The organism is Kribbella amoyensis, assembly GCF_007828865.1.
Lineage (GTDB): Bacteria > Actinomycetota > Actinomycetes > Propionibacteriales > Kribbellaceae > Kribbella > Kribbella amoyensis.
Genome location: NZ_VIVK01000001.1, coordinates 1,533,856 through 1,550,658, shown reverse-complemented (window position 1 = coordinate 1,550,658; position 16,803 = coordinate 1,533,856). Strand labels below are relative to the sequence as shown.

Sequence of the window (16,803 nt, the reverse complement as noted above, 5' to 3'; positions counted from 1 at the left end):
GGCCCGATATCAGGCCTGGGTGAGGGTCTGCCGCTGGCGGCCGAGACCCTGGATCTCGCACTCCATGGTGTCGCCCGCGGCGAGGTACGGGAAACGGCCGGACAGGGCCACACCTTCCGGGGTACCGGTGTTGACCAGGTCGCCCGGGTCGAGGGTCAGGTACTGCGAGAGGTCGCGGACGAGCGCAGCCACGCTGAAGATCATGTCCCGGGTGTTCGAGGCCTGCCGGGGCTCGCCGTTGACCCAGGACTTCAGGTCGAGGTTCTGCGGGTCGCCCACCTCGTCGGCCGGGACCAGCGCCGGGCCGAGCGGGTTGAAGGTCTCGCAGCACTTGCCCTTGGACCATTGGCCGCCGGACACCTCGAGCTGGAACGCCCGCTCCGACACGTCGTTGGACACCGCGTACCCCGCGATGCAGGCGAGCGCCTCCTCGTCCGAGGACAGGTAGCGCGCCTGCTTGCCGATCACGACGGCGAGCTCGACCTCCCAGTCGGTCTTGGTGGAGCCGCGCGGGACCAGCACGTCGTCGTACGGGCCGACGACGGTGTTCGGGTGCTTGAAGAAGACGATCGGGTCCTTCGGCGGCTCGGCCCCGGACTCGGCGGCGTGGGCCGCGTAGTTCTGCCCGATGCAGACCACGGCGGCCGGCTTCGCAATCGGCGCTCCCACCCGCAGACCCTCGACGTCGGCGGCCGGCAGTGACCCGGCGTCGAGCGCGGCCCGGGCCCGGGCGATCCCGTCCGAACCGAGGAAGGCGCCGTCGATGTCGGCGGTGACGGAGCTGAGGTCGAAGACGGTGCCGTCGGCGGCGCGCACGTACGGGCGCTCGGCACCGACCGCCCCGAGGCGGAGCAGTTCCACAGATTTTCTCCTAGCGGCGAGAGGTCATTCCTTGTCGAACACCGGACGCAGGCGGGCCCGGGACGCTTCGATGTGGGAACGCATCGCGGCGGCGGCCTCGTCCGGGTCGCCCTTGCGGACGGCGGCCACGATCGCCTTGTGCTCGCGCAGGGCCTTGGTCGCGATGCCGCCCCCGTAGTACAGCCGGAAGAGGTGCAGGTGACAGTGGGTCCGGGCGAAGGACAGCCGGGCCGTCTCGTTGCCGGAGAGCTTCAGGACCAGGTCGTGGAAGCGCTGGTCGTGCGCGGCCATCGCCTTGTAGCTGTCGTAGTCCGGCCGGTCCGGGACGTCGGTGTAGCTGAGCATCTCGTCCTTGAGCCGGGCCAGGTCCGGCGGCGCGGTCCGCTCGGCGGCGCGGCCGGCCGCCCACGGTTCGATCAGCAGCCGGTACTCGAACAGGTCCTCGAACTCGGACCGGGTCAGCGTCGAGGACACCCGGTACCCGCGCAGCGGCTCCTTGATCACCAGGCCGTCGGACTCGAGCCGGGCCAGCGACTCGCGGATCGGGGTCTGGGAGATGCCGAGTTCCCGGGTCAGCGCGTCGATGTTCAGCCGGGTGCCAGGCTCGACCACGCTGTCCATGATCAGGCCCTTGACCGTCTCGTAGACGTCGTCGCTCAGGACCTGACGCTGGGGCAGACGTGTGAGCTGCCCCGCCAGGCCCACATGCGCATCGGTCACGTCGCCTCCTCTGAAGCACCATACTGCCCAGGTCCGGCCATCGACGTGGCCGTTACCGGAGCAAGTCTTGACGCCACCAGTGTGAGGCGGCAGCATCAGGTTCGCAATATCCTATAGGATCTTTGAGGAGGCGTGCCGATGAACTCGTCCTGGTACCGCAGGACCGCCGCCGGGCTGGCCGTCGTCGCGCTGGCAGCGACGGGCTGCACCACCAAGAGCGGGACCGACACCGCCGGAGGCACCGCTGGTGACGACGCCTCCACCGGGACGTCGGGCGGACCGGTCGAGCTGAAGGACGGCTCCGGCGTGAAGCTGGCGCTGATCCCCGGCGGCGCACACCCGTACTTCCAGCCCTGGAAGACGACCGCCGAGCAGGACAAGGCGGACTTCAAGCTCGGTGACGTCACCTTCAACGAGACCGGCGAGTGGGACCAGGGCAAGCAGAACAACGTGGTCAACTCGCTGGCCGCGCAGGGGTACAACGCGTTCGGCATCTTCGGGGTCTCGCCGACCGACATCAACACCACCTTCGAGGACCTGAAGGCGAAGGGGTTCGCGGTCGGCTCGCTGGCGTCCTGCCCGGCCGGGGACACCAACTCGGCCGACTTCTGCCTGTCCACCGACGTCGAGGCCGCGGCGTACAAGGCGGCGAAGGCGACCATCGACGCGATCGGCGGCGAGGGCACGATCGTGCACCTGACCGGGAACAACGTCGACTCCAACACCCAGCGCCGGATCGCCGGGGTGAAGAAGGCGGTCGGGGAGACCAACGGCAAGGTCACCGAGTTGCCGGTGATCACCGACATCGACAAGGACCTGCAGACCGCGCAGAAGGCGGTCGCCGACCTGCTCGCCTCGAAGGGCCAGGACATCAAGGGCATCGTCACCACCGCGTACAACCCGGCGGTGGCGGCCGCGGACGGTGTGATCAGCAGCAAGCTCCCGATCAAGGTGGTCGCGATCGACGACGACGCCAAGATCCTGACCGGGATCAAGTCCGGCGGGGTCGCCGCGACCGTGGCGCAGAACCCGGTCGGCCAGGCGTACGTCGGCGGCTGGCTGCTCGCCCTGCTCGGGTCGAAGCAGTGCACGATGAAGCAGCCGGGCGTCATCGTCGACTCCGGGTCGTTCGTGGTGACCAAGGACACCGTGGACAGCTACGACGAGGAACGCAAGGCCAAGACCAAGGCGTTGCAGACCGAGTTCGCGTCCCAGCTGAGCTGCCAGTGAGTACGCCGGCGATCACCAGGGCCGAGGCGTTCCTGGTCGACCTCGAGGTCGAGACCGTCCGGACCGACGCGGTCCAGGCCTTCCTCAAGCAGGAGACGCTCTTCGTCGAGCTGGAGACCTCCGACGGCCGGACCGGGCTGGGCTACTCGTACACGATCGGTACCGGGGGGACCTCGGTGCTGGCGATGTTGCGCGATCACCTGCTGCCGCGGTTGATCGGGGCGGACGCGCGGAACGTGGAGGGGTTGTGGTTCGACCTGTTCGCCTCCACCCGGGCGACCACGGTCGGCGCGATCACCTCGTTGGCGCTGGCCGCGGTCGACACCGCGTTGTGGGACCTGCGCTGCCGCCGGGCCGGTGAACCGTTGTGGCGGCTGGCCGGTGGCTTCCGGCAGCGCGTCCCGCTGTACGACACCGAGGGCGGTTGGTTGCACCTGACAACGGACCAGCTGGTCGCGGGCGCACTCGCGTCGCAGAAGGCGGGCTGGCCCGGGGTCAAGCTGAAGGTCGGCAAACCCCGGGTGCACGAGGACCTCGAACGCCTGCAGGCAGTCCGGGACGCGGTCGGACCCGGGCTCGACATCATGGTCGACGCGAACCAGTCGATGACGTACGCCGAGGCGAAGCGCCGGGCCAGGGCGTTCGAACCGATCGACCTGAGCTGGTTCGAGGAACCGTTGCCCGCCGACGACCTGACCGGCCACGTCCGGCTGGCCGAGTCCACGGCGATCCCGATCGCGGTCGGCGAGTCGATGTACTCGGTGTCGCAGTTCCGCGAGTACGTCGCCGCCGGTGCGGCCGGGATCGTCCAGGTGGACGTGGCCCGGATCGGCGGGATCACGCCGTGGCTCAAGGTGGCGCACCTGGCCGAGACGTTCAATCTCGAGGTCTGCCCGCACTTCCTGATGGAGCTGCACGTCAGCCTGACCGCGGCGGTGCCGAACGGGCGGTACGTGGAGCACATCCCGCAGTTGCGGGCGATCACGCACACCGAGATGGAGATCGCCGACGGGCACGCGGTCGCGCCGGACGCGCCGGGGCTCGGGATCGACTGGAACCGCGACGCGATCGACGACCGGCGGGTCTCGTGAGCGCTCCGGTTTCGGAGACGGCCACCGCCGCGCTGCAGGAACCGGAGACCCCCACCGAACCACCGCGCGGCAGCCGGACCCCGTGGTGGGCGAACCAGCGGATCGGCCTGCTGATCCTGGTGGTCGCCCTGGCCACCGTGTTCGGACTGCTGCGGCCCGCGTTCTTCAACCAGCAGCTGGTGATCTTCCCGTTGCTCCGGGACATCGCCATGTTCACCGTGGTCGGGCTGGCCCAGCTGTGCGTGCTGTCGATCGGCCACATGAACCTCGCCGTCGGCCGGATGGCGGCGTTCTCGATGATGCTCACCGGCATCTCGTACGACCTGTGGCACTTCGGCCTGTACGCCGGGCTGCTGGTCGGCCTGATCGCCGGCACCGCGATCGGCGCGCTGGCGGGCTGGGTGATCGCGCGGACCGGGGTGAACTCGTTCGTGGTCACGCTCGCCCTGGACTTCCTGCTGCTGGGCCTGATCCCGCTGGTCTACACCGCGCTGACCGAGAACGCCGCCTTCGTCACCAAGCCGGCCGGGATGCGGGAGCTGCGCAACTACTCGCTCGCGGACGTGTGCGTCGGGAACGTCTGCGGCTCACCGGCGATTCCGCAGCTGGCAATGTTCGCGGTGATCGCGATGGCCGTGGTCGGCTGGATCTACAGCCGGACCCGGCTCGGGCGTGAGCTGCTGCTGACCGGCACCTCGGTCAAGGCGGCCGAGCTGTCCGGGATCCCGACCGCGCGCCGGGTGATCACGGCACACGCGATGTCGGGCTGCCTGGCAGCGCTGGCCGGGTTCATGCTCGCGGTCAGCACCGGGTCGATCAAGGCGACGATCGGCGAGGAGTTCATGCTGCCGTCCTTCCTCGGCCCGATCCTCGGCGGCACGTTGCTGGCCGGCGGGTTCATCTCGGTCTGGGGCACCCTGCTCGGGACCGCGCTCACGTCGGTGATCCGCAAGGGCCTCGACCTGCTCGGGGTCGGCCTGGAGAGCCTGAACATCTACCTCGGCCTGATCCTGCTGCTCGCGCTGTCCACCGACCGGATCAGGACCGTGTTGTCGGATCGGCGGGCGTTGTCGCCGGGACGAGGAGGGCGGCGCCGATGAAGCGGTTCGTGAAGACGACCGAGATGACGTTGCTGGTCATCTGCGGGGTGTTCTTCGTCGGTCTGGTGATCGCTTCCGGCGGTGACCTGCTCACAGCGAATTCCCTGCGAGTGCTCCTTCAGTTCCTGGCGGTGCCGGTCCTGATCGGATTGGCTCAGATGGTGGTTCTCGCAGTGGGACAGCTGAACTTGGCCGTGGGCGCGATCGGTGGATTCGCCGCGGTCGCGATGGGCGTGCTGATGGCCGATCACGGAGTACCGGCGCCGCTCGCGTTGCTGAGCGGGTTCCTGCTGGCGAGTGCGGCCGGCGCGGCGAACGGACTGCTCGTGGTGCTGACCCGGATCAACGGGTTCATCGTGACCCTGGCGACGATGACGGTGCTGCTCGGCGTGCAGTACAGGCTGGTCGGGACGCGGACCGTCGACGCGTATCCGGCGGCGTTGAAGACGTTCGGGTCGTACGCGCTGTTCGGGGTGCTGCCGTTGATCTTCCTGGTGGCGCTGGCCGTGGCCGGGTTGCTCGCGGTGATGCTGCGCCGGACCGTCCCCGGTCGGCAGTTGCTCGCCTCCGGTGGGAATCCGGTGGCCGCCAAGTTGTCCGGGATCTCCACGGACCGGTCGGTGATCATCGCGCACACCACCTCGGGGGCGATCCTCGGCGTGGCCGCGATCCTCACCGTCGCGTCGTCGCCGGGGGTGAACAAGAGCATCGGCGGGGACTGGCTGCTGCCGAGCTTCGCGGCCCCGATCATCGGCGGCGCCCTGCTCACCGGTGGATCCGCGGTCGTGCTCGGGACGGTCCTGGCCGCGTTCGTGGTGCGCTTCGTCGACACCGCCCGGGCCGAGTTCTCGCTCGAGCCGAGCTGGGTGAACTTCGTGGTCGGCGCCGTCGTGCTCGGCTCGGTGGTGCTCGGCCAGGTCCGTACCCGGCGGCAGCAACGCCGGACGGTCGTGAAATCACCGGACGCGGTGGTGGCGGGAGGTGTCTCGTGACGCTGTTCCGGGCGGACCAGGTGGACAAGCTGTTCCCCGGCGTCCGCGCTCTCGACGGGGTGACGCTGAGCCTGGAGGCCGGGTCGGTGCACGCGCTGCTCGGCGAGAACGGCGCGGGCAAGTCGACCCTGATCAAGGTCATCACCGGGCTGTACCGCCCCGACGGTGGCCGGCTGCTGCTCGACGGCGACGAGGTGCGGTTCGGCTCGCCGCACGAGTCCGCGTCGGCGGGGATCGGCGTCGTCCACCAGGAACGCAACCTGATCCCCGGCTTCACCGTCGGCGAGAACATCCTGCTCCAGGCGTTGCCCACCGCGCGCGGGCTGGTGGACCGGGCCGCGATCCGGGCCGAGGCGAAGCGCTGGCTGGCCGAGCTCGACCTCGACCTCGATCCGGACCAGCCGGTCACCGAGCTGTCGGTGGCCCAGGCTCAGCTGGTCGAGATCGCCAAGGCGCTGTCGGTCCAGAGCCGGGTGCTGCTGCTCGACGAGCCCACCGCCTCCATCACGCCGAACGAAGCCGACCGGCTGTTCCACGTGGTCGGCAAGCTGAAGGACGCCGGCTGCGCGGTGCTCTTCGTCAGTCACAAGCTGGAGGAGGTCTTCCAGATCTGCGACACCGTCACGGTCCTCCGCGACGGCACGTCGGTGCTGGAGTCCGGTGACCTGACCGAGCTGACCCGGGACGAGGTGGTCGACCTGATGGTCGGCCGGGTGCACGAGGCACTCACCCTGCCACCGCGGACCGTCGACACCGAGGCGGCGCCCTTGCTCGAGCTGTGCGGGGTCGGGACGGCGACCGGGCATGCGGACGTGGATCTCCAGGTCCGGCCGGGCGAGATCGTCGGGTTGTACGGGCTGGTCGGCGCCGGCCGGAGCGAACTGGCGAAGGCGCTGCTCGGGCTGGACCGGATCACCGCCGGCGAGGTCCGGGTCCGCGGCCAGGCGGTCCGGATCCGCAACGTCCGCGACGCCCTGCGGAACCACCGGATCGGCTACGTCACCGAGAACCGCAAGGAAGAGGGCGTCTTCCTCGACCAGCCGGTCAGCCGGAACATCGCCGTCACGGTGTGGGACCGGCTCCGCAAGGCGCTCGGGTACGTCCCGGCCAAGGCAGAGGCCGCGCTGGTCGCCGAGTACGTGGAGCAGCTCGGGATCCGGATCGCCTCGCCCGCGCAGTACGCCGGGACGTTGTCCGGTGGGAACCAGCAGAAGGTGTCGCTGGCGAAGTGGCTGGCGGCGAAGACCGAGATCCTGATCATCGACGAGCCCACGGTCGGCATCGACGTCCGGACCAAGGACGCCTTCCACACCCTGATCTGGGACCTGGCCGCGCACGGGCTGGCGATCCTGTTGATCACCTCGGACCTGCCGGAGATGATCACCCTGGCCGACCGGGTGGTGGTGATGCGCGACCACCGGGTCTGCGGCGAGGTACCGAACGACCACGACTACGACCGGATGAGCCAGCAGGTGATCCGGCTGATCCACGCGGAAGGGACGACGGCCGCATGAGCAGAGTCGACGCACACCACCACGTCTGGGACCTGTCCGTCCGGGAGCAGTCCTGGATGGTCGGCCCGGAGCTGGACCCGATCCGGCGCGACTTCGGCATCGACGATCTGGCGCCACTGGCGGCCGCGGCCGACATCGGTCGGACCGTGCTGGTGCAGACGGTCGGGCTGGCCGCCGAGACACCCGAGTTCCTCGCCATTGCCGAGAGCAACGACCTGGTCGCCGGGGTGGTCGGTTGGGTGGACCTGACCGCTCCCGACGTCGAGGCCGCCCTCACCGGACTCCGGGAGCGCCCCGACGGCCAGTGGTTGAAGGGCATCCGGCACCAGGTCCACGACGAGCCGGACCCGGAGTGGCTGCTGCGTCCCGACGTACGGCGTGGGCTGGCGGCGGTGGCCGAGGCGGGGCTGGTGTACGACCTGCTGACGAGGACGCCGCACCTGCCGGCCGCGATCGAGAGCGCCCGGGCGTTGCCGGAGCTGTCGTTCGTGGTCGACCACATCTCCAAGCCGGCCATCGGCGGTGACCTGGAGCCCTGGGCGAGCGGGATCCGGTCGCTCGCCGAGCTGCCGAACGTGTCCTGCAAGCTGTCCGGCATGGTCACCGAAGCGCCCTGGACCGACTGGAAGACCGACGACCTGAAGCCGTACGCGGACGTGGTGCTGGACGCGTTCGGCCCGGACCGGGTGATGTTCGGCTCCGACTGGCCGGTCTGCCTGCTCGCCGCGACCTACGCCGAGGTGGTGGAGGCCGCCGAGCAGCTGACGGCCGGCCTGGCCGCCGCCGAACGCGACCAGGTCTTCGGCGAGACCGCCCGCCGGATCTACCACCTCTAGCGCGGCCGGATCAGGGCAGGCGGATGTAGTCCTCGGTGGCCTTGTCGGTGATCGCGGTCAGGGCGGCTCGGTCCTCGGGGCGGCCGCCGGCGCTGATCTCGAGGTTCGTGCTGGTCGGTTCGTAGACGGCGACGAAGCGGTCCACGACAAGGCGGGGACCACGGGCCGGATCGTCGTACGAGTAGGTGATCGTGGTGTGGTGGTACGTCGCGGCCGGGAAGTGCGGGTTGGCGAAGCGGGTGGTGCCGTCGACGCGGGCGAGGATCCGGATCCCCGGCGTCGCCCGCAGCCCGGCGATCTTGGCGTCGGCGGCCGCCTGCGTGGTTCGCCCGCCCGACACGGCACCGTTGACGCGCAGGTTCCACAGCTTGTTCGGGCTGGTGAGCCGCGCCTCGAACGTCGACACCTTCGCCAGCTGCCAGTCCTTCGGCGCCCAGATCCGGATGCCGGCCTCGGTCTTCGGATCGCCCCAGACCCGGTGCTCGTACTTCACCTGGCCGGGCGTCAACGGCGCGACCGCCGGCTGCTGATCCGCGGCCGCGACCGAAGGCGTCTGAGTAGCGGTGGTAGTGGCGGGAGCGGTGGGAGTGGTAGCGGTGGTCCCTTGGCCGGTCGCCTCGCTGTCGCGACGCGAGACGACGGCGGTCGCGGTCGCCGCGGTCCCAGCCAGTCCGGCGACGAGCAGGGCGATGACGGCGGTACGGGTGAGCTTCATCGAGGTGTGGCCTTCCACAAGTGAGGGGTGCCTGCTTTGACGACGGCCGGCCCCGGAAAGTTGTCAGTCCGGTGGGGGAGCGAATTCCGCGCGTACTCCGAGCAGCCGGACCGGCCGGCGGAACTCGAACTTCGCCAGCACGGTCAGCGCCGCATCCGCGACGACCTCGGGATCCTGGGTCGGCGCGGGCAGCTTGCGGCTCTTGATCGGAGTGTAGAAGGAGGTGAACCGGACCTTCACGTGCACCCGCTGGATCCATCGGTCGTCCGCGACCACCTCGTCGGTCAGCGCGACCGCCATCGCCCGGACCTTGGCCTGGATCTCGGCCGGGTCGGACAGGTCCTCGGGGTACGTCATCTCGTGGCTGCGGGAGACCGGTTCGCGCGGGACGTCGGTCACCTCGGTGTCGCCGAGCCCGCGGCCGAGAGCGAGGTACCAGGTCCCCATCCTCGGGCCGAACCGCTGCTGCAGTGTCTCCAGGTCGGCCGCGGCGAGGTCGGCCACGGTCCGGAGGCCTAGCTCCTCCAGGTTCTGCGACATGCGGGCGCCGATGCCCCAGAGATCGCGGACCGGGCGGTGGTCCATCACCTCGGCCCAGTTCGCCGCGGTGAGCCGGTACGTACCGCCGTCGCCCGCGCGTTGGGAGGGACCCGGCTTGGCGAACCCGGTGGCCAACTTCGCCCGGGTCTTGTTGTCGCCGATCCCGATCGAGCAGGTCAGCCCGGTCGCGGCGAGGACGGCGGCCCGCAGGTCGGCGGCGAGCCGCTCCGGGTCGTCGGTCCGGGCGCCGACGAAACACTCGTCCCAGCCCCACACCTCGACGATCACCGGGAACGTCCGGAGCGTGTCCATCACCTCGGCCGACGCCGCCTCGTACGTCGCCGGGTCCGACGGCAGGTACACCGCGTCCGGGAGCTTCCGGTACGCCGTCCGCAGCGGCATCCCCGAGCGCACCCCGTACTCCCGGGCCTCGTACGACGCGGTCGCGACCACCTGGCGCGCCTGCTGGGGGTCACCGGACCCGCCGACCACGACCGGCAGTCCGCGCAGCTCGGGCCGTCGGCGGATCTCCACCGCGGCGATGAACTGGTCCATGTCGACGTGCAGGATCCACCAGCCAGGCTCGGTCATCGGCGGCTCGCGCTCACAGGATCTTCCGCATCTGCTGCGAGGTCACGGTGTAGCCGAGCGAGGTGTAGAGGTTGATCGCGGTGGTGTTCAAGCCGAAGACGTTGAGATCGATGGTCCGGTGGCCGAGTCGCCGGCACTCGTCCTCGCAGGCCAGCATGATCGCCCGGCCGTATCCCTTGCCACGGTGCTGCTCGTCGACCTCGACGCCGAACACGAACGGCTTGGGATCGGTGTTGATCCACAGGTGACCGATCGTGGCCGAGCCGTCCTGGGCGGCCCAGAACAAGTGGCCCGCGGTCCGGCGGCCGTCGGGCAGGATCCTTGCGAAGTCCTCCTTGGCGGCGCGCGCGGCGTCCTCGGGGGTGAGGTCGCGCGCCGGGCCGATCGAGGCGGCGAAGCTCGTGATGCTGTGGGCCAGGAAGACCTCGAACTCGGCGTCGGTCAACGGGTTCAGGGTCAGGGCGGACGCGGTGGTCATGGCTCGAGGATAGGTGCGTCGCGCGCAGATGGCGATCGTGTTGCAGAGGGGTCGCAGCCGGTGCACGACGCTTCCGGTGGTCGCGCCGGCTCGCTTAGGGTCGGGCCCGGATAGTTGCCGATGGCCACTGTCCGGGATGCTGCCGCGCCGGGGCTCGCCGGCGGACCTCAGGAGGAGGAACCGTGCGCTTGAAGTCCGCACGTACGACCGCAGTCGGCGTCCTGGTGGTGGCCGTGGCCGCCGGCGTCGGCCAGCTACCGCCGTCGACCGCCAGCCCGGTGCCCGTCGAGCCGCAGCCGGCCGCGCACCAGGCCCAGGCCGACGAACTCGCGAACCCGCTGGAGGACAAGCGCCGCGACCTGCGCCGGCAGGCGTTGTCCGACGTGCTCAGCGGTTCCGCGAAGGTGGAGCAGCGCGGCGCGAGCAAGGTGGTGAAGGTCGGCCAGGGGATCGCCGGCCCGGCCACCCGGGACGCGCTCGGCCGCTCGACCGACGCGGGGAAGCGGAAGGACCAGTACGTCGAGCTGGCCCGGGAGAAGACCGACAAGATCTTCGTCATCCTGGCCGAGTTCGGCAACCAGCGGCATCCCGACTTCCCGGACGTGGACACCAACGCGGACACGGCCGGGCCCAGCACGTACGACGGGCCGCTGCACAACAAGATCCCGCAGCCGGACCGCAAGGTGGACAACGCGACCGTCTGGCAGGCCGACTATTCCCCGGCCCACTACCGCGACCTCTACTTCGGCAGCGGCGAGTCGGTGAAGACGTACTACGAGAAGCAGTCGTCCGGCCGGTACAGCGTCGACGGCCTGGTCTCGGACTGGGTCAAGGTGCCGTACAACGAGGCCCGGTACGGCCGGTCGAACGGGACGCCGTGCCCCGACAACATCTGCAAGAACACCTGGAACCTGATCTCCGACGCGGTCGAGCGCTGGGTCGCCGACCAGCGCCGGGCCGGCCGGACCGACCCGCAGATCCAGCAGACGCTGCGCGGCTACGACCAGTGGGACCGCTACGACTTCGATGCCGATGGCAATTTCAACGAGCCGGACGGGTACATCGACCACTTCCAGATCGTGCACGCCGGGGGCGACCAGGCCGACGGTGATCCGCACCAGGGCGAGGACGCGATCTGGTCGCACCGCTGGTACGCGTTCCAGAACACCAGCACCGGACCGGCCAAGAACAAGCTCGGCGGCACCCAGATCGGGACCACCGGGCTGTGGATCGGCGACTACACGATTCAGCCGGAGAACGGGGGGCTGAGCGTCTTCGCGCACGAGTACGGCCACGACCTCGGGCTGCCGGACCACTACGACACCTCCGGTCAGCCGAGTCAGAACCCGGTGAACTGGTGGTCGGTGATGGCGCAGTCCCGGTCCGGCGCGAAGGGTGCGCTCGGGATCGGGCTGAAACCACAGGACCTCGGCACCTGGGACAAGCTGCAGCTCGGCTGGCTCGACCACGTCACCGTGCAGGCCGGGAAGACCAAGACGATCGAGCTCGGCCCGCACGAGTACAACTCGAAACGGCCGCAGGGAGTCGTGGTCGTGCTCCCGAAGAAGAAGGTCACCACCGAACTGGTGAAACCGGCGGCCGGGGCGAAGTCGTGGTGGAGCGGGACCGGGGACGAGCTCGCCAACACGCTGACCCGGAAGGTCACACTGCCGGCCGGCTCGGCGAAGCTGGAGTTCCAGGCGAACTGGAGGATCGAGGACTGCGGTCCCGACGCGTGCGACTACGCGTACGTCGAGGTGAACGACGGGTCCGGCTGGAAGGCGATCCCGGGCACCATCACCAAGGCCGGCGAGGCGAACGGGATCGACGGCGACAGCGGCGGGTGGAAGCCGGCCACGTTCGACCTGACCGGGTACGCCGGCCGGGCGATCGACCTGCGGTTCCGGTACGCCACCGACGCCGCCACCCACGAGCTCGGGTTCTTCGCCGACCAGATCCGGATCACGGCCGGCGGGGCGACCCTGGTCGACGACGGCGCCGAGGCCGGGGCGAACGGCTGGACGGCGTCCGGGTTCCAGGCGGCCGGGGACTCGGTCACCACCGAGCACGACCACTACTACCTCGCGTCGCACTACACGTACTCGTCGTTCAACCGGTACCTGCAGTACGGGCCGTACAAGTTCGTCGGGACGTCCCGGCCGAACTGGGTCGAGCACTACCCGTACCAGAACGGCCTGCTGGTCTCGTACTGGGACACCTCGCAGAAGGACAACGAGACGGCCGTGCACCCCGGTGAGGGCCAGTGGCTGCCGATCGACGCGAACCCGGAGCTGCGGAAGAACCAGGCCGGCGTGTACTGGGGGACCTCGGTGCAGAGCTACGACTCCACCTTCGGCCTGGAGCGGTCCGACTCGTTCGACCTGACCGTGAACGGGAAGAAGAACCCGGTTCCCGGCGCGGCCGCGGTCCCGGTGTTCGACGACCGGCGCGAGTACTGGTCGAAGGAGGTGCCGTCGTACGGGGTGAAGGTTCCTCACGTCGGGGTCCGGATCCAGGTGCTCACCCAGCGCGGGACCGCGATCCGGGTGCTGATCGGGACGTAGCCGTTCGACCGACAGGGCCCGGGGCAAGTGGTTGCCCCGGGCTCCTTTTTGGAGGGGTTCGGCGCAGTCGCTCGCCGTGGTCGTGACGCAGGGTGAACCAGGTGTGGGGACGTTTGCGCCGGGGTACTGGGATCGATGCCGCGGTTATGCAGACAGCCGTGCCGGAAACCGACCACTCCGAGGTGTCTGGGATGGCTCTCCTGTGCAGGATCCGCTCATGAGCCGGCGCAAACCGCCCGCCGGGGCGGTCACCAAGGCGCCCGACGGTCTGCCCGCTCCGTTGTTCGACAACTGGGCCTGGCAGGACCGGGCTGCCTGCCGGGACGTGAACCCGGAACTCTTCTTCTCCGGCGAGTCCGAACGCGGGCTGCGCAAGCACGCCCGCGAGGTGCTGGCCAAGTCCTTGTGCGGCACCTGCCCGGTCCGGCGCGAGTGCCGGCAGCACGCCCTCGTCGTCGGCGAGTCGTACGGCGTCTGGGGCGGCACCACCGAGGAGGAACGCGAACCGGCGCTGCACGCCCGGACGCACTGAGTTAACTTGACCGGGTGGAGCTGACCCTCGAACTGGCCGAGAAGATCCTCGCGTCGCAGCCGTTCAGCGTCCTGCTCGGCACCCGGGTCACGACGTTCGGTGACGGGGCCGCGACGCTCGAGCTCGATATCCGCCCGGACCTGCTGCAGCAGAACGGCTTCGTCCACGGCGGCGTGCTGAGCTACGCGGCCGACAACGCGATCACCTTCGCCGGCGGCGCCGCGCTCGGTCCGGCCGTGCTGACCGGTGGCTTCACGATCAGCTACCTCCGCCCCGCGGTGGGCCGGCTCTTGCGCGCGCAGGCCAAGGTCGCCCACGCCGGCGGCCGCCAGGCGACTTGCACGTGCGAGCTGAGCACGCTGGACGAGAACGGCGAGGCGACGCTGTGCGCAATCGCCCAGGGCACCGTCATCGCCCAGCGTGGCTGATCAGTCGAACAGCTCCTCGAGGAACGACTTCTTCTTCTTTTTGTGGTGGTACTGGTTGTCGTAGCGACGGTCGCCCTCGTACTTGCGGTCGCCCTCGTACCGGCGGTCGTCGTAGCGCTTGTCCTCGTACCGCTTGTCGTTGTCGTAGCGGCGGTCGTCGTACCGCTTCTCCTCGCGGCGCTGCCCACCCCCGTTGAACTGCTGCTCGGCGTCGACCAGGCGTTCCAGCTCGCCGCGGTCCAGGAAGATGCCACGGCACTCGGTGCACTGGTCGACGGTGATGCCGCTGCGCTCGTAGGTGCGCATCGCGCCCCGGCACTTGGGACAGGTCAAGGTCTCCATCGCACCACCCTAAGTGACCGAATCCCCGGAACGGCGGGAGTTCAGGGAACTCTCAGGGAGCCCTGAATCAGGAAGCCCCGAACCGGTCAGTTGTCCCCGGCAGCCGCTCGACCAGGTGCTCGCGGCCCGTGGGCGGCTCGTACGGCTCCGGCCAGAAGTCGGTCACCCGGCGGACCAGCCCGTCGCCGACCTCGAGGAACACCAGCCCGACCAGCTGCTCGGCCCCGACGGTGAAGTTCATCGACGCGGCCGCGGTGTCGCCGTCGACCAGCAACCGGGTCACCTCCAGCCGCCAGTCGCCCGGGTACTCCCGGTTGAACCGGACGTAGTCGTCCCGGCCGGTGATTCGCTCGCTGGTCTGCGGGAGCTCGTAGACCACGTCCTCGGCGACCAGGGCGGCGAAGGCGTCCCAGTCCCGGGCCGCCATCGTCGCGAAGTACCGGCCGGCCAGGGCGCGGGTCTGCTCGGTGTCTGCCATGAAACCGACCGTAGACCGCCGGACCGACATCCTGTGATGAGAGGATGCTCGACGGTCGTGGAGGGAGTGGAGATGGCTGAGCAGTCCGCAGGGTTGCTGGCGCGGCGCCGGGCCCGGGGCCTGTGGGTCCGCGGTGCCAAGCAGCTCGGGTTCGCCAAGACCGGCGAGGAGGCGGCGACCCCGGACAAACCGGCGGCGCTGGAGACCTTCACCAAGGCACTGGAACTGGATCCCGGGATGGCCGACGCCTGGCTCGGGTTCCACGCGGCCGGCGGCGACTCAGACACGGCGCTGGACAAGCTGGTCGGCGGGATCGGCCGGTTCGGCGAGGAACGGGACGCGGACAAGCGCCGGCTCAGCTCGAACTTCCGGGCCGGCTGGTGGTTCACCCACCCGCTGGAGACCACCGACCACGTCTGGCACGCCGAGACCCTGCGCCGCCTAGACGCGGGCGACCCCGACGGTGCGGCCGAGGCCGTCGAGCAGGTGATCGAGGACGTCCGCGGCCGCTTCCTCCGGGCCGCGGTCGCGATGGTCCGCCGCGACTACGACCGTGCGATCGGCGAGCTCCGCCGGATTCCCGCCGACGGCCACCTAGGCACCGAGTCGGTGCTTCGGCTCGGCATGCTGCTCGCCACGGTCGAGCAGTGGGGCGAGGCGGAGACGATCCTGCGGCAGGCGGCCGGCCAGCAGCAGAACGGCTTCGTCGCCGTCGACGCGGAGTACTACCTCGGTTTCGTGTACCGCGGCACCGGCCGCGAGGAGAACGCGATCCGCCAGTTCGAGTGGGTCTACAACCGGGACAACTCGCACCGCCAGGTCGCCGAGGCGCTGGCCAACCCCGACCTCAAGCTGGAAACCCGCCCGTCCGAGCGCCGGCCGAACACGGCCCCGGCGATCCGTCGCGGCGCACCGTCGAAGCCGACCCTGCACCGGCAGCCGGACTGGGGCGCGGTGCAGGGCATCCTGAACGAGCTCGACCGCAACGTCGGCATGGAGGACGTCAAGCGTCAGGTCTCCGCCGTCGCGGCCCAGGTCCGGGCCGGCCTGATGCGGGCCGAACGCGGGCTGCCGACGGCCAAGCTCGGCGGCCACCTGATCTTCGCCGGACCCCCCGGGACCGGCAAGACGACGGTCGCCCGCGTCGTCGCCCGGCTGTACTGCGCGCTGGGGCTGCTCGCCGCCGACACCGTGATCGAGACGGACCGGTCCGGACTGGTCGCCGAGTGGATCGGCCAGACCGCGGTGAAGACCAACGAGGTGGTCGACTCCGCGCTCGACGGCGTGCTGTTCATCGACGAGGCGTACGCCCTGCGCAAGAAGCAGAGCGGCAACGACTTCGGTACCGAGGCGATCGACACGCTGCTGAAGCGGATGGAGGACGACCGGGACCGGCTGGTGGTGATCGTGGCCGGGTATCAGGAGCCGATGGCCGAGTTCCTGGAGGCGAACCCGGGGCTGCGCAGCCGGTTCTCCAGCCGGATCGACTTCCCCCGCTACACCGCCGACCAGCTTCGCGAGATCGCGACCCGGCTCGTGGAGAGCCGTGGCGACCACATGACCGACTCCGCGATGGCCAGCCTGACCGCGGTCCTGGACCAGGTCTGCTCCAACGGCCGGATCGACGAGCTCGGCAACGCCCGCTTCATCCGGACCGTGCTGGAGTCGGCCGGCAAGCACCGCGACCTGCGACTGTTCAACTCCCCGGGCTTCCCGAGCGACCTCGACCTGGTCACCCTGGACGGCCCGGACCTGCGCACCGCGATCGAGGAGATCCTCAGCTTCTGACCC

Annotated in this window: 17 protein-coding genes; 10 read left to right on the top strand and 7 right to left on the bottom strand. The window is 70.0% G+C overall.

The window, feature by feature from the left end; all coding sequences use genetic code 11:
* Window positions 1-9: 9 nt before the first annotated feature.
* Window positions 10-861 carry a fumarylacetoacetate hydrolase family protein gene (locus tag FB561_RS07415; protein ID WP_145804365.1) on the bottom strand — a complete coding sequence of 284 codons (852 nt, stop codon included), beginning with the start codon at window positions 859-861 and terminating at the stop codon, window positions 10-12.
* Between the two features lie 24 nt (window positions 862-885).
* Window positions 886-1,581, bottom strand: a complete 696-nt coding sequence (locus FB561_RS07410; RefSeq protein ID WP_145804363.1) for a GntR family transcriptional regulator — start codon at window positions 1,579-1,581, stop codon at window positions 886-888.
* Between the two features lie 138 nt (window positions 1,582-1,719).
* On the opposite strand from FB561_RS07410, the gene FB561_RS07405 reads away from it, so the two are divergent.
* From FB561_RS07405 to FB561_RS07380, 6 genes are read left to right on the top strand one after another with little or no spacing between them, the layout of a single operon-like run.
* Window positions 1,720-2,811, top strand: a complete 1,092-nt coding sequence (locus FB561_RS07405; protein ID WP_145804361.1) for a sugar ABC transporter substrate-binding protein — start codon at window positions 1,720-1,722, stop codon at window positions 2,809-2,811.
* Entirely contained in the window at window positions 2,808-3,902 is a 1,095-nt protein-coding gene (locus FB561_RS07400) for a mandelate racemase/muconate lactonizing enzyme family protein (protein WP_238334695.1), read from the top strand. Before FB561_RS07405 ends, FB561_RS07400 begins: the two co-directional genes overlap by 4 nt.
* Window positions 3,899-5,002, top strand: a complete 1,104-nt coding sequence (locus FB561_RS07395) for an ABC transporter permease (RefSeq protein WP_202880559.1) — start codon at window positions 3,899-3,901, stop codon at window positions 5,000-5,002. Before FB561_RS07400 ends, FB561_RS07395 begins: the two co-directional genes overlap by 4 nt.
* Entirely contained in the window at window positions 4,999-5,994 is a 996-nt protein-coding gene (locus tag FB561_RS07390) for an ABC transporter permease (RefSeq protein ID WP_145804359.1), read from the top strand. Before FB561_RS07395 ends, FB561_RS07390 begins: the two co-directional genes overlap by 4 nt.
* A complete protein-coding gene (locus FB561_RS07385; protein ID WP_145804357.1) occupies window positions 5,991-7,508 on the top strand; it encodes a sugar ABC transporter ATP-binding protein in 1,518 nt (505 codons plus the stop codon). Before FB561_RS07390 ends, FB561_RS07385 begins: the two co-directional genes overlap by 4 nt.
* The gene (locus FB561_RS07380) at window positions 7,505-8,344 is read left to right on the top strand and encodes an amidohydrolase family protein (RefSeq protein WP_145804355.1); all 840 of its coding nucleotides are present in this window, start codon (window positions 7,505-7,507) and stop codon (window positions 8,342-8,344) included. The genes FB561_RS07385 and FB561_RS07380 overlap by 4 nt, the downstream gene beginning before the upstream one ends.
* A gap of 10 nt (window positions 8,345-8,354) precedes the next feature.
* Here the strand turns inward: FB561_RS07380 and FB561_RS07375 are convergent, their stop codons facing one another.
* The 3 genes from FB561_RS07375 to FB561_RS07365 all read right to left on the bottom strand — a co-directional run bounded on the left by FB561_RS07375 (window position 8,355) and on the right by FB561_RS07365 (window position 10,668).
* Window positions 8,355-9,059: a hypothetical protein gene (locus tag FB561_RS07375; protein ID WP_145804353.1), complete on the bottom strand. Its 705-nt coding sequence runs from the start codon at window positions 9,057-9,059 to the stop codon at window positions 8,355-8,357.
* 63 nt (window positions 9,060-9,122) lie between these two features.
* Window positions 9,123-10,190 carry a DNA polymerase IV gene (locus tag FB561_RS07370; protein WP_145804351.1) on the bottom strand — a complete coding sequence of 356 codons (1,068 nt, stop codon included), beginning with the start codon at window positions 10,188-10,190 and terminating at the stop codon, window positions 9,123-9,125.
* Between the two features lie 13 nt (window positions 10,191-10,203).
* A complete protein-coding gene (locus FB561_RS07365) occupies window positions 10,204-10,668 on the bottom strand; it encodes a GNAT family N-acetyltransferase (RefSeq protein ID WP_145804349.1) in 465 nt (154 codons plus the stop codon).
* 182 nt (window positions 10,669-10,850) lie between these two features.
* Here FB561_RS07365 and FB561_RS07360 point away from each other — a divergent pair, with 182 nt between their 5' ends.
* The 3 genes from FB561_RS07360 to FB561_RS07350 all read left to right on the top strand — a co-directional run bounded on the left by FB561_RS07360 (window position 10,851) and on the right by FB561_RS07350 (window position 14,192).
* Window positions 10,851-13,232: an immune inhibitor A domain-containing protein gene (locus FB561_RS07360; RefSeq protein WP_145804347.1), complete on the top strand. Its 2,382-nt coding sequence runs from the start codon at window positions 10,851-10,853 to the stop codon at window positions 13,230-13,232.
* Window positions 13,233-13,449: 217 nt separating this feature from the next.
* Window positions 13,450-13,764, top strand: coding sequence for a WhiB family transcriptional regulator (locus tag FB561_RS07355; RefSeq protein ID WP_145804345.1), 315 nt, complete (start codon window positions 13,450-13,452; stop codon window positions 13,762-13,764).
* Window positions 13,765-13,778: 14 nt separating this feature from the next.
* The gene (locus tag FB561_RS07350; RefSeq protein WP_145804342.1) at window positions 13,779-14,192 is read left to right on the top strand and encodes a PaaI family thioesterase; all 414 of its coding nucleotides are present in this window, start codon (window positions 13,779-13,781) and stop codon (window positions 14,190-14,192) included.
* Here the strand turns inward: FB561_RS07350 and FB561_RS07345 are convergent, their stop codons facing one another.
* Together FB561_RS07345 and FB561_RS07340 are read right to left on the bottom strand one after the other, a co-directional pair.
* The gene (locus tag FB561_RS07345; RefSeq protein WP_145804340.1) at window positions 14,193-14,534 is read right to left on the bottom strand and encodes a TFIIB-type zinc ribbon-containing protein; all 342 of its coding nucleotides are present in this window, start codon (window positions 14,532-14,534) and stop codon (window positions 14,193-14,195) included. It lies immediately after the preceding gene.
* A gap of 67 nt (window positions 14,535-14,601) precedes the next feature.
* Entirely contained in the window at window positions 14,602-15,012 is a 411-nt protein-coding gene (locus tag FB561_RS07340; protein ID WP_145804338.1) for a nuclear transport factor 2 family protein, read from the bottom strand.
* 72 nt (window positions 15,013-15,084) lie between these two features.
* On the opposite strand from FB561_RS07340, the gene FB561_RS07335 reads away from it, so the two are divergent.
* Window positions 15,085-16,800 carry an AAA family ATPase gene (locus FB561_RS07335; RefSeq protein ID WP_145804336.1) on the top strand — a complete coding sequence of 572 codons (1,716 nt, stop codon included), beginning with the start codon at window positions 15,085-15,087 and terminating at the stop codon, window positions 16,798-16,800.
* Window positions 16,801-16,803 lie beyond the last annotated feature (3 nt).

Bases quoted from the DNA above. Each gene is read 5' to 3' on its own strand.
- FB561_RS07380 (WP_145804355.1), top strand. From the start codon at position 7,505: ATGAGCAGAGTCGACGCACACCACCACGTCTGGGACCTGTCCGTCCGG.
- FB561_RS07335 (WP_145804336.1), top strand. From the start codon at position 15,085: ATGGCTGAGCAGTCCGCAGGGTTGCTGGCGCGGCGCCGGGCCCGGGGC.
- FB561_RS07375 (WP_145804353.1), bottom strand. From the start codon at position 9,059: ATGAAGCTCACCCGTACCGCCGTCATCGCCCTGCTCGTCGCCGGACTG.
- FB561_RS07345 (WP_145804340.1), bottom strand. From the start codon at position 14,534: ATGGAGACCTTGACCTGTCCCAAGTGCCGGGGCGCGATGCGCACCTAC.
- FB561_RS07390 (WP_145804359.1), top strand. From the start codon at position 4,999: ATGAAGCGGTTCGTGAAGACGACCGAGATGACGTTGCTGGTCATCTGC.
- FB561_RS07405 (WP_145804361.1), top strand. From the start codon at position 1,720: ATGAACTCGTCCTGGTACCGCAGGACCGCCGCCGGGCTGGCCGTCGTC.
- FB561_RS07355 (WP_145804345.1), top strand. From the start codon at position 13,450: ATGAGCCGGCGCAAACCGCCCGCCGGGGCGGTCACCAAGGCGCCCGAC.
- FB561_RS07365 (WP_145804349.1), bottom strand. From the start codon at position 10,668: ATGACCACCGCGTCCGCCCTGACCCTGAACCCGTTGACCGACGCCGAG.
- FB561_RS07340 (WP_145804338.1), bottom strand. From the start codon at position 15,012: ATGGCAGACACCGAGCAGACCCGCGCCCTGGCCGGCCGGTACTTCGCG.
- FB561_RS07370 (WP_145804351.1), bottom strand. From the start codon at position 10,190: ATGACCGAGCCTGGCTGGTGGATCCTGCACGTCGACATGGACCAGTTC.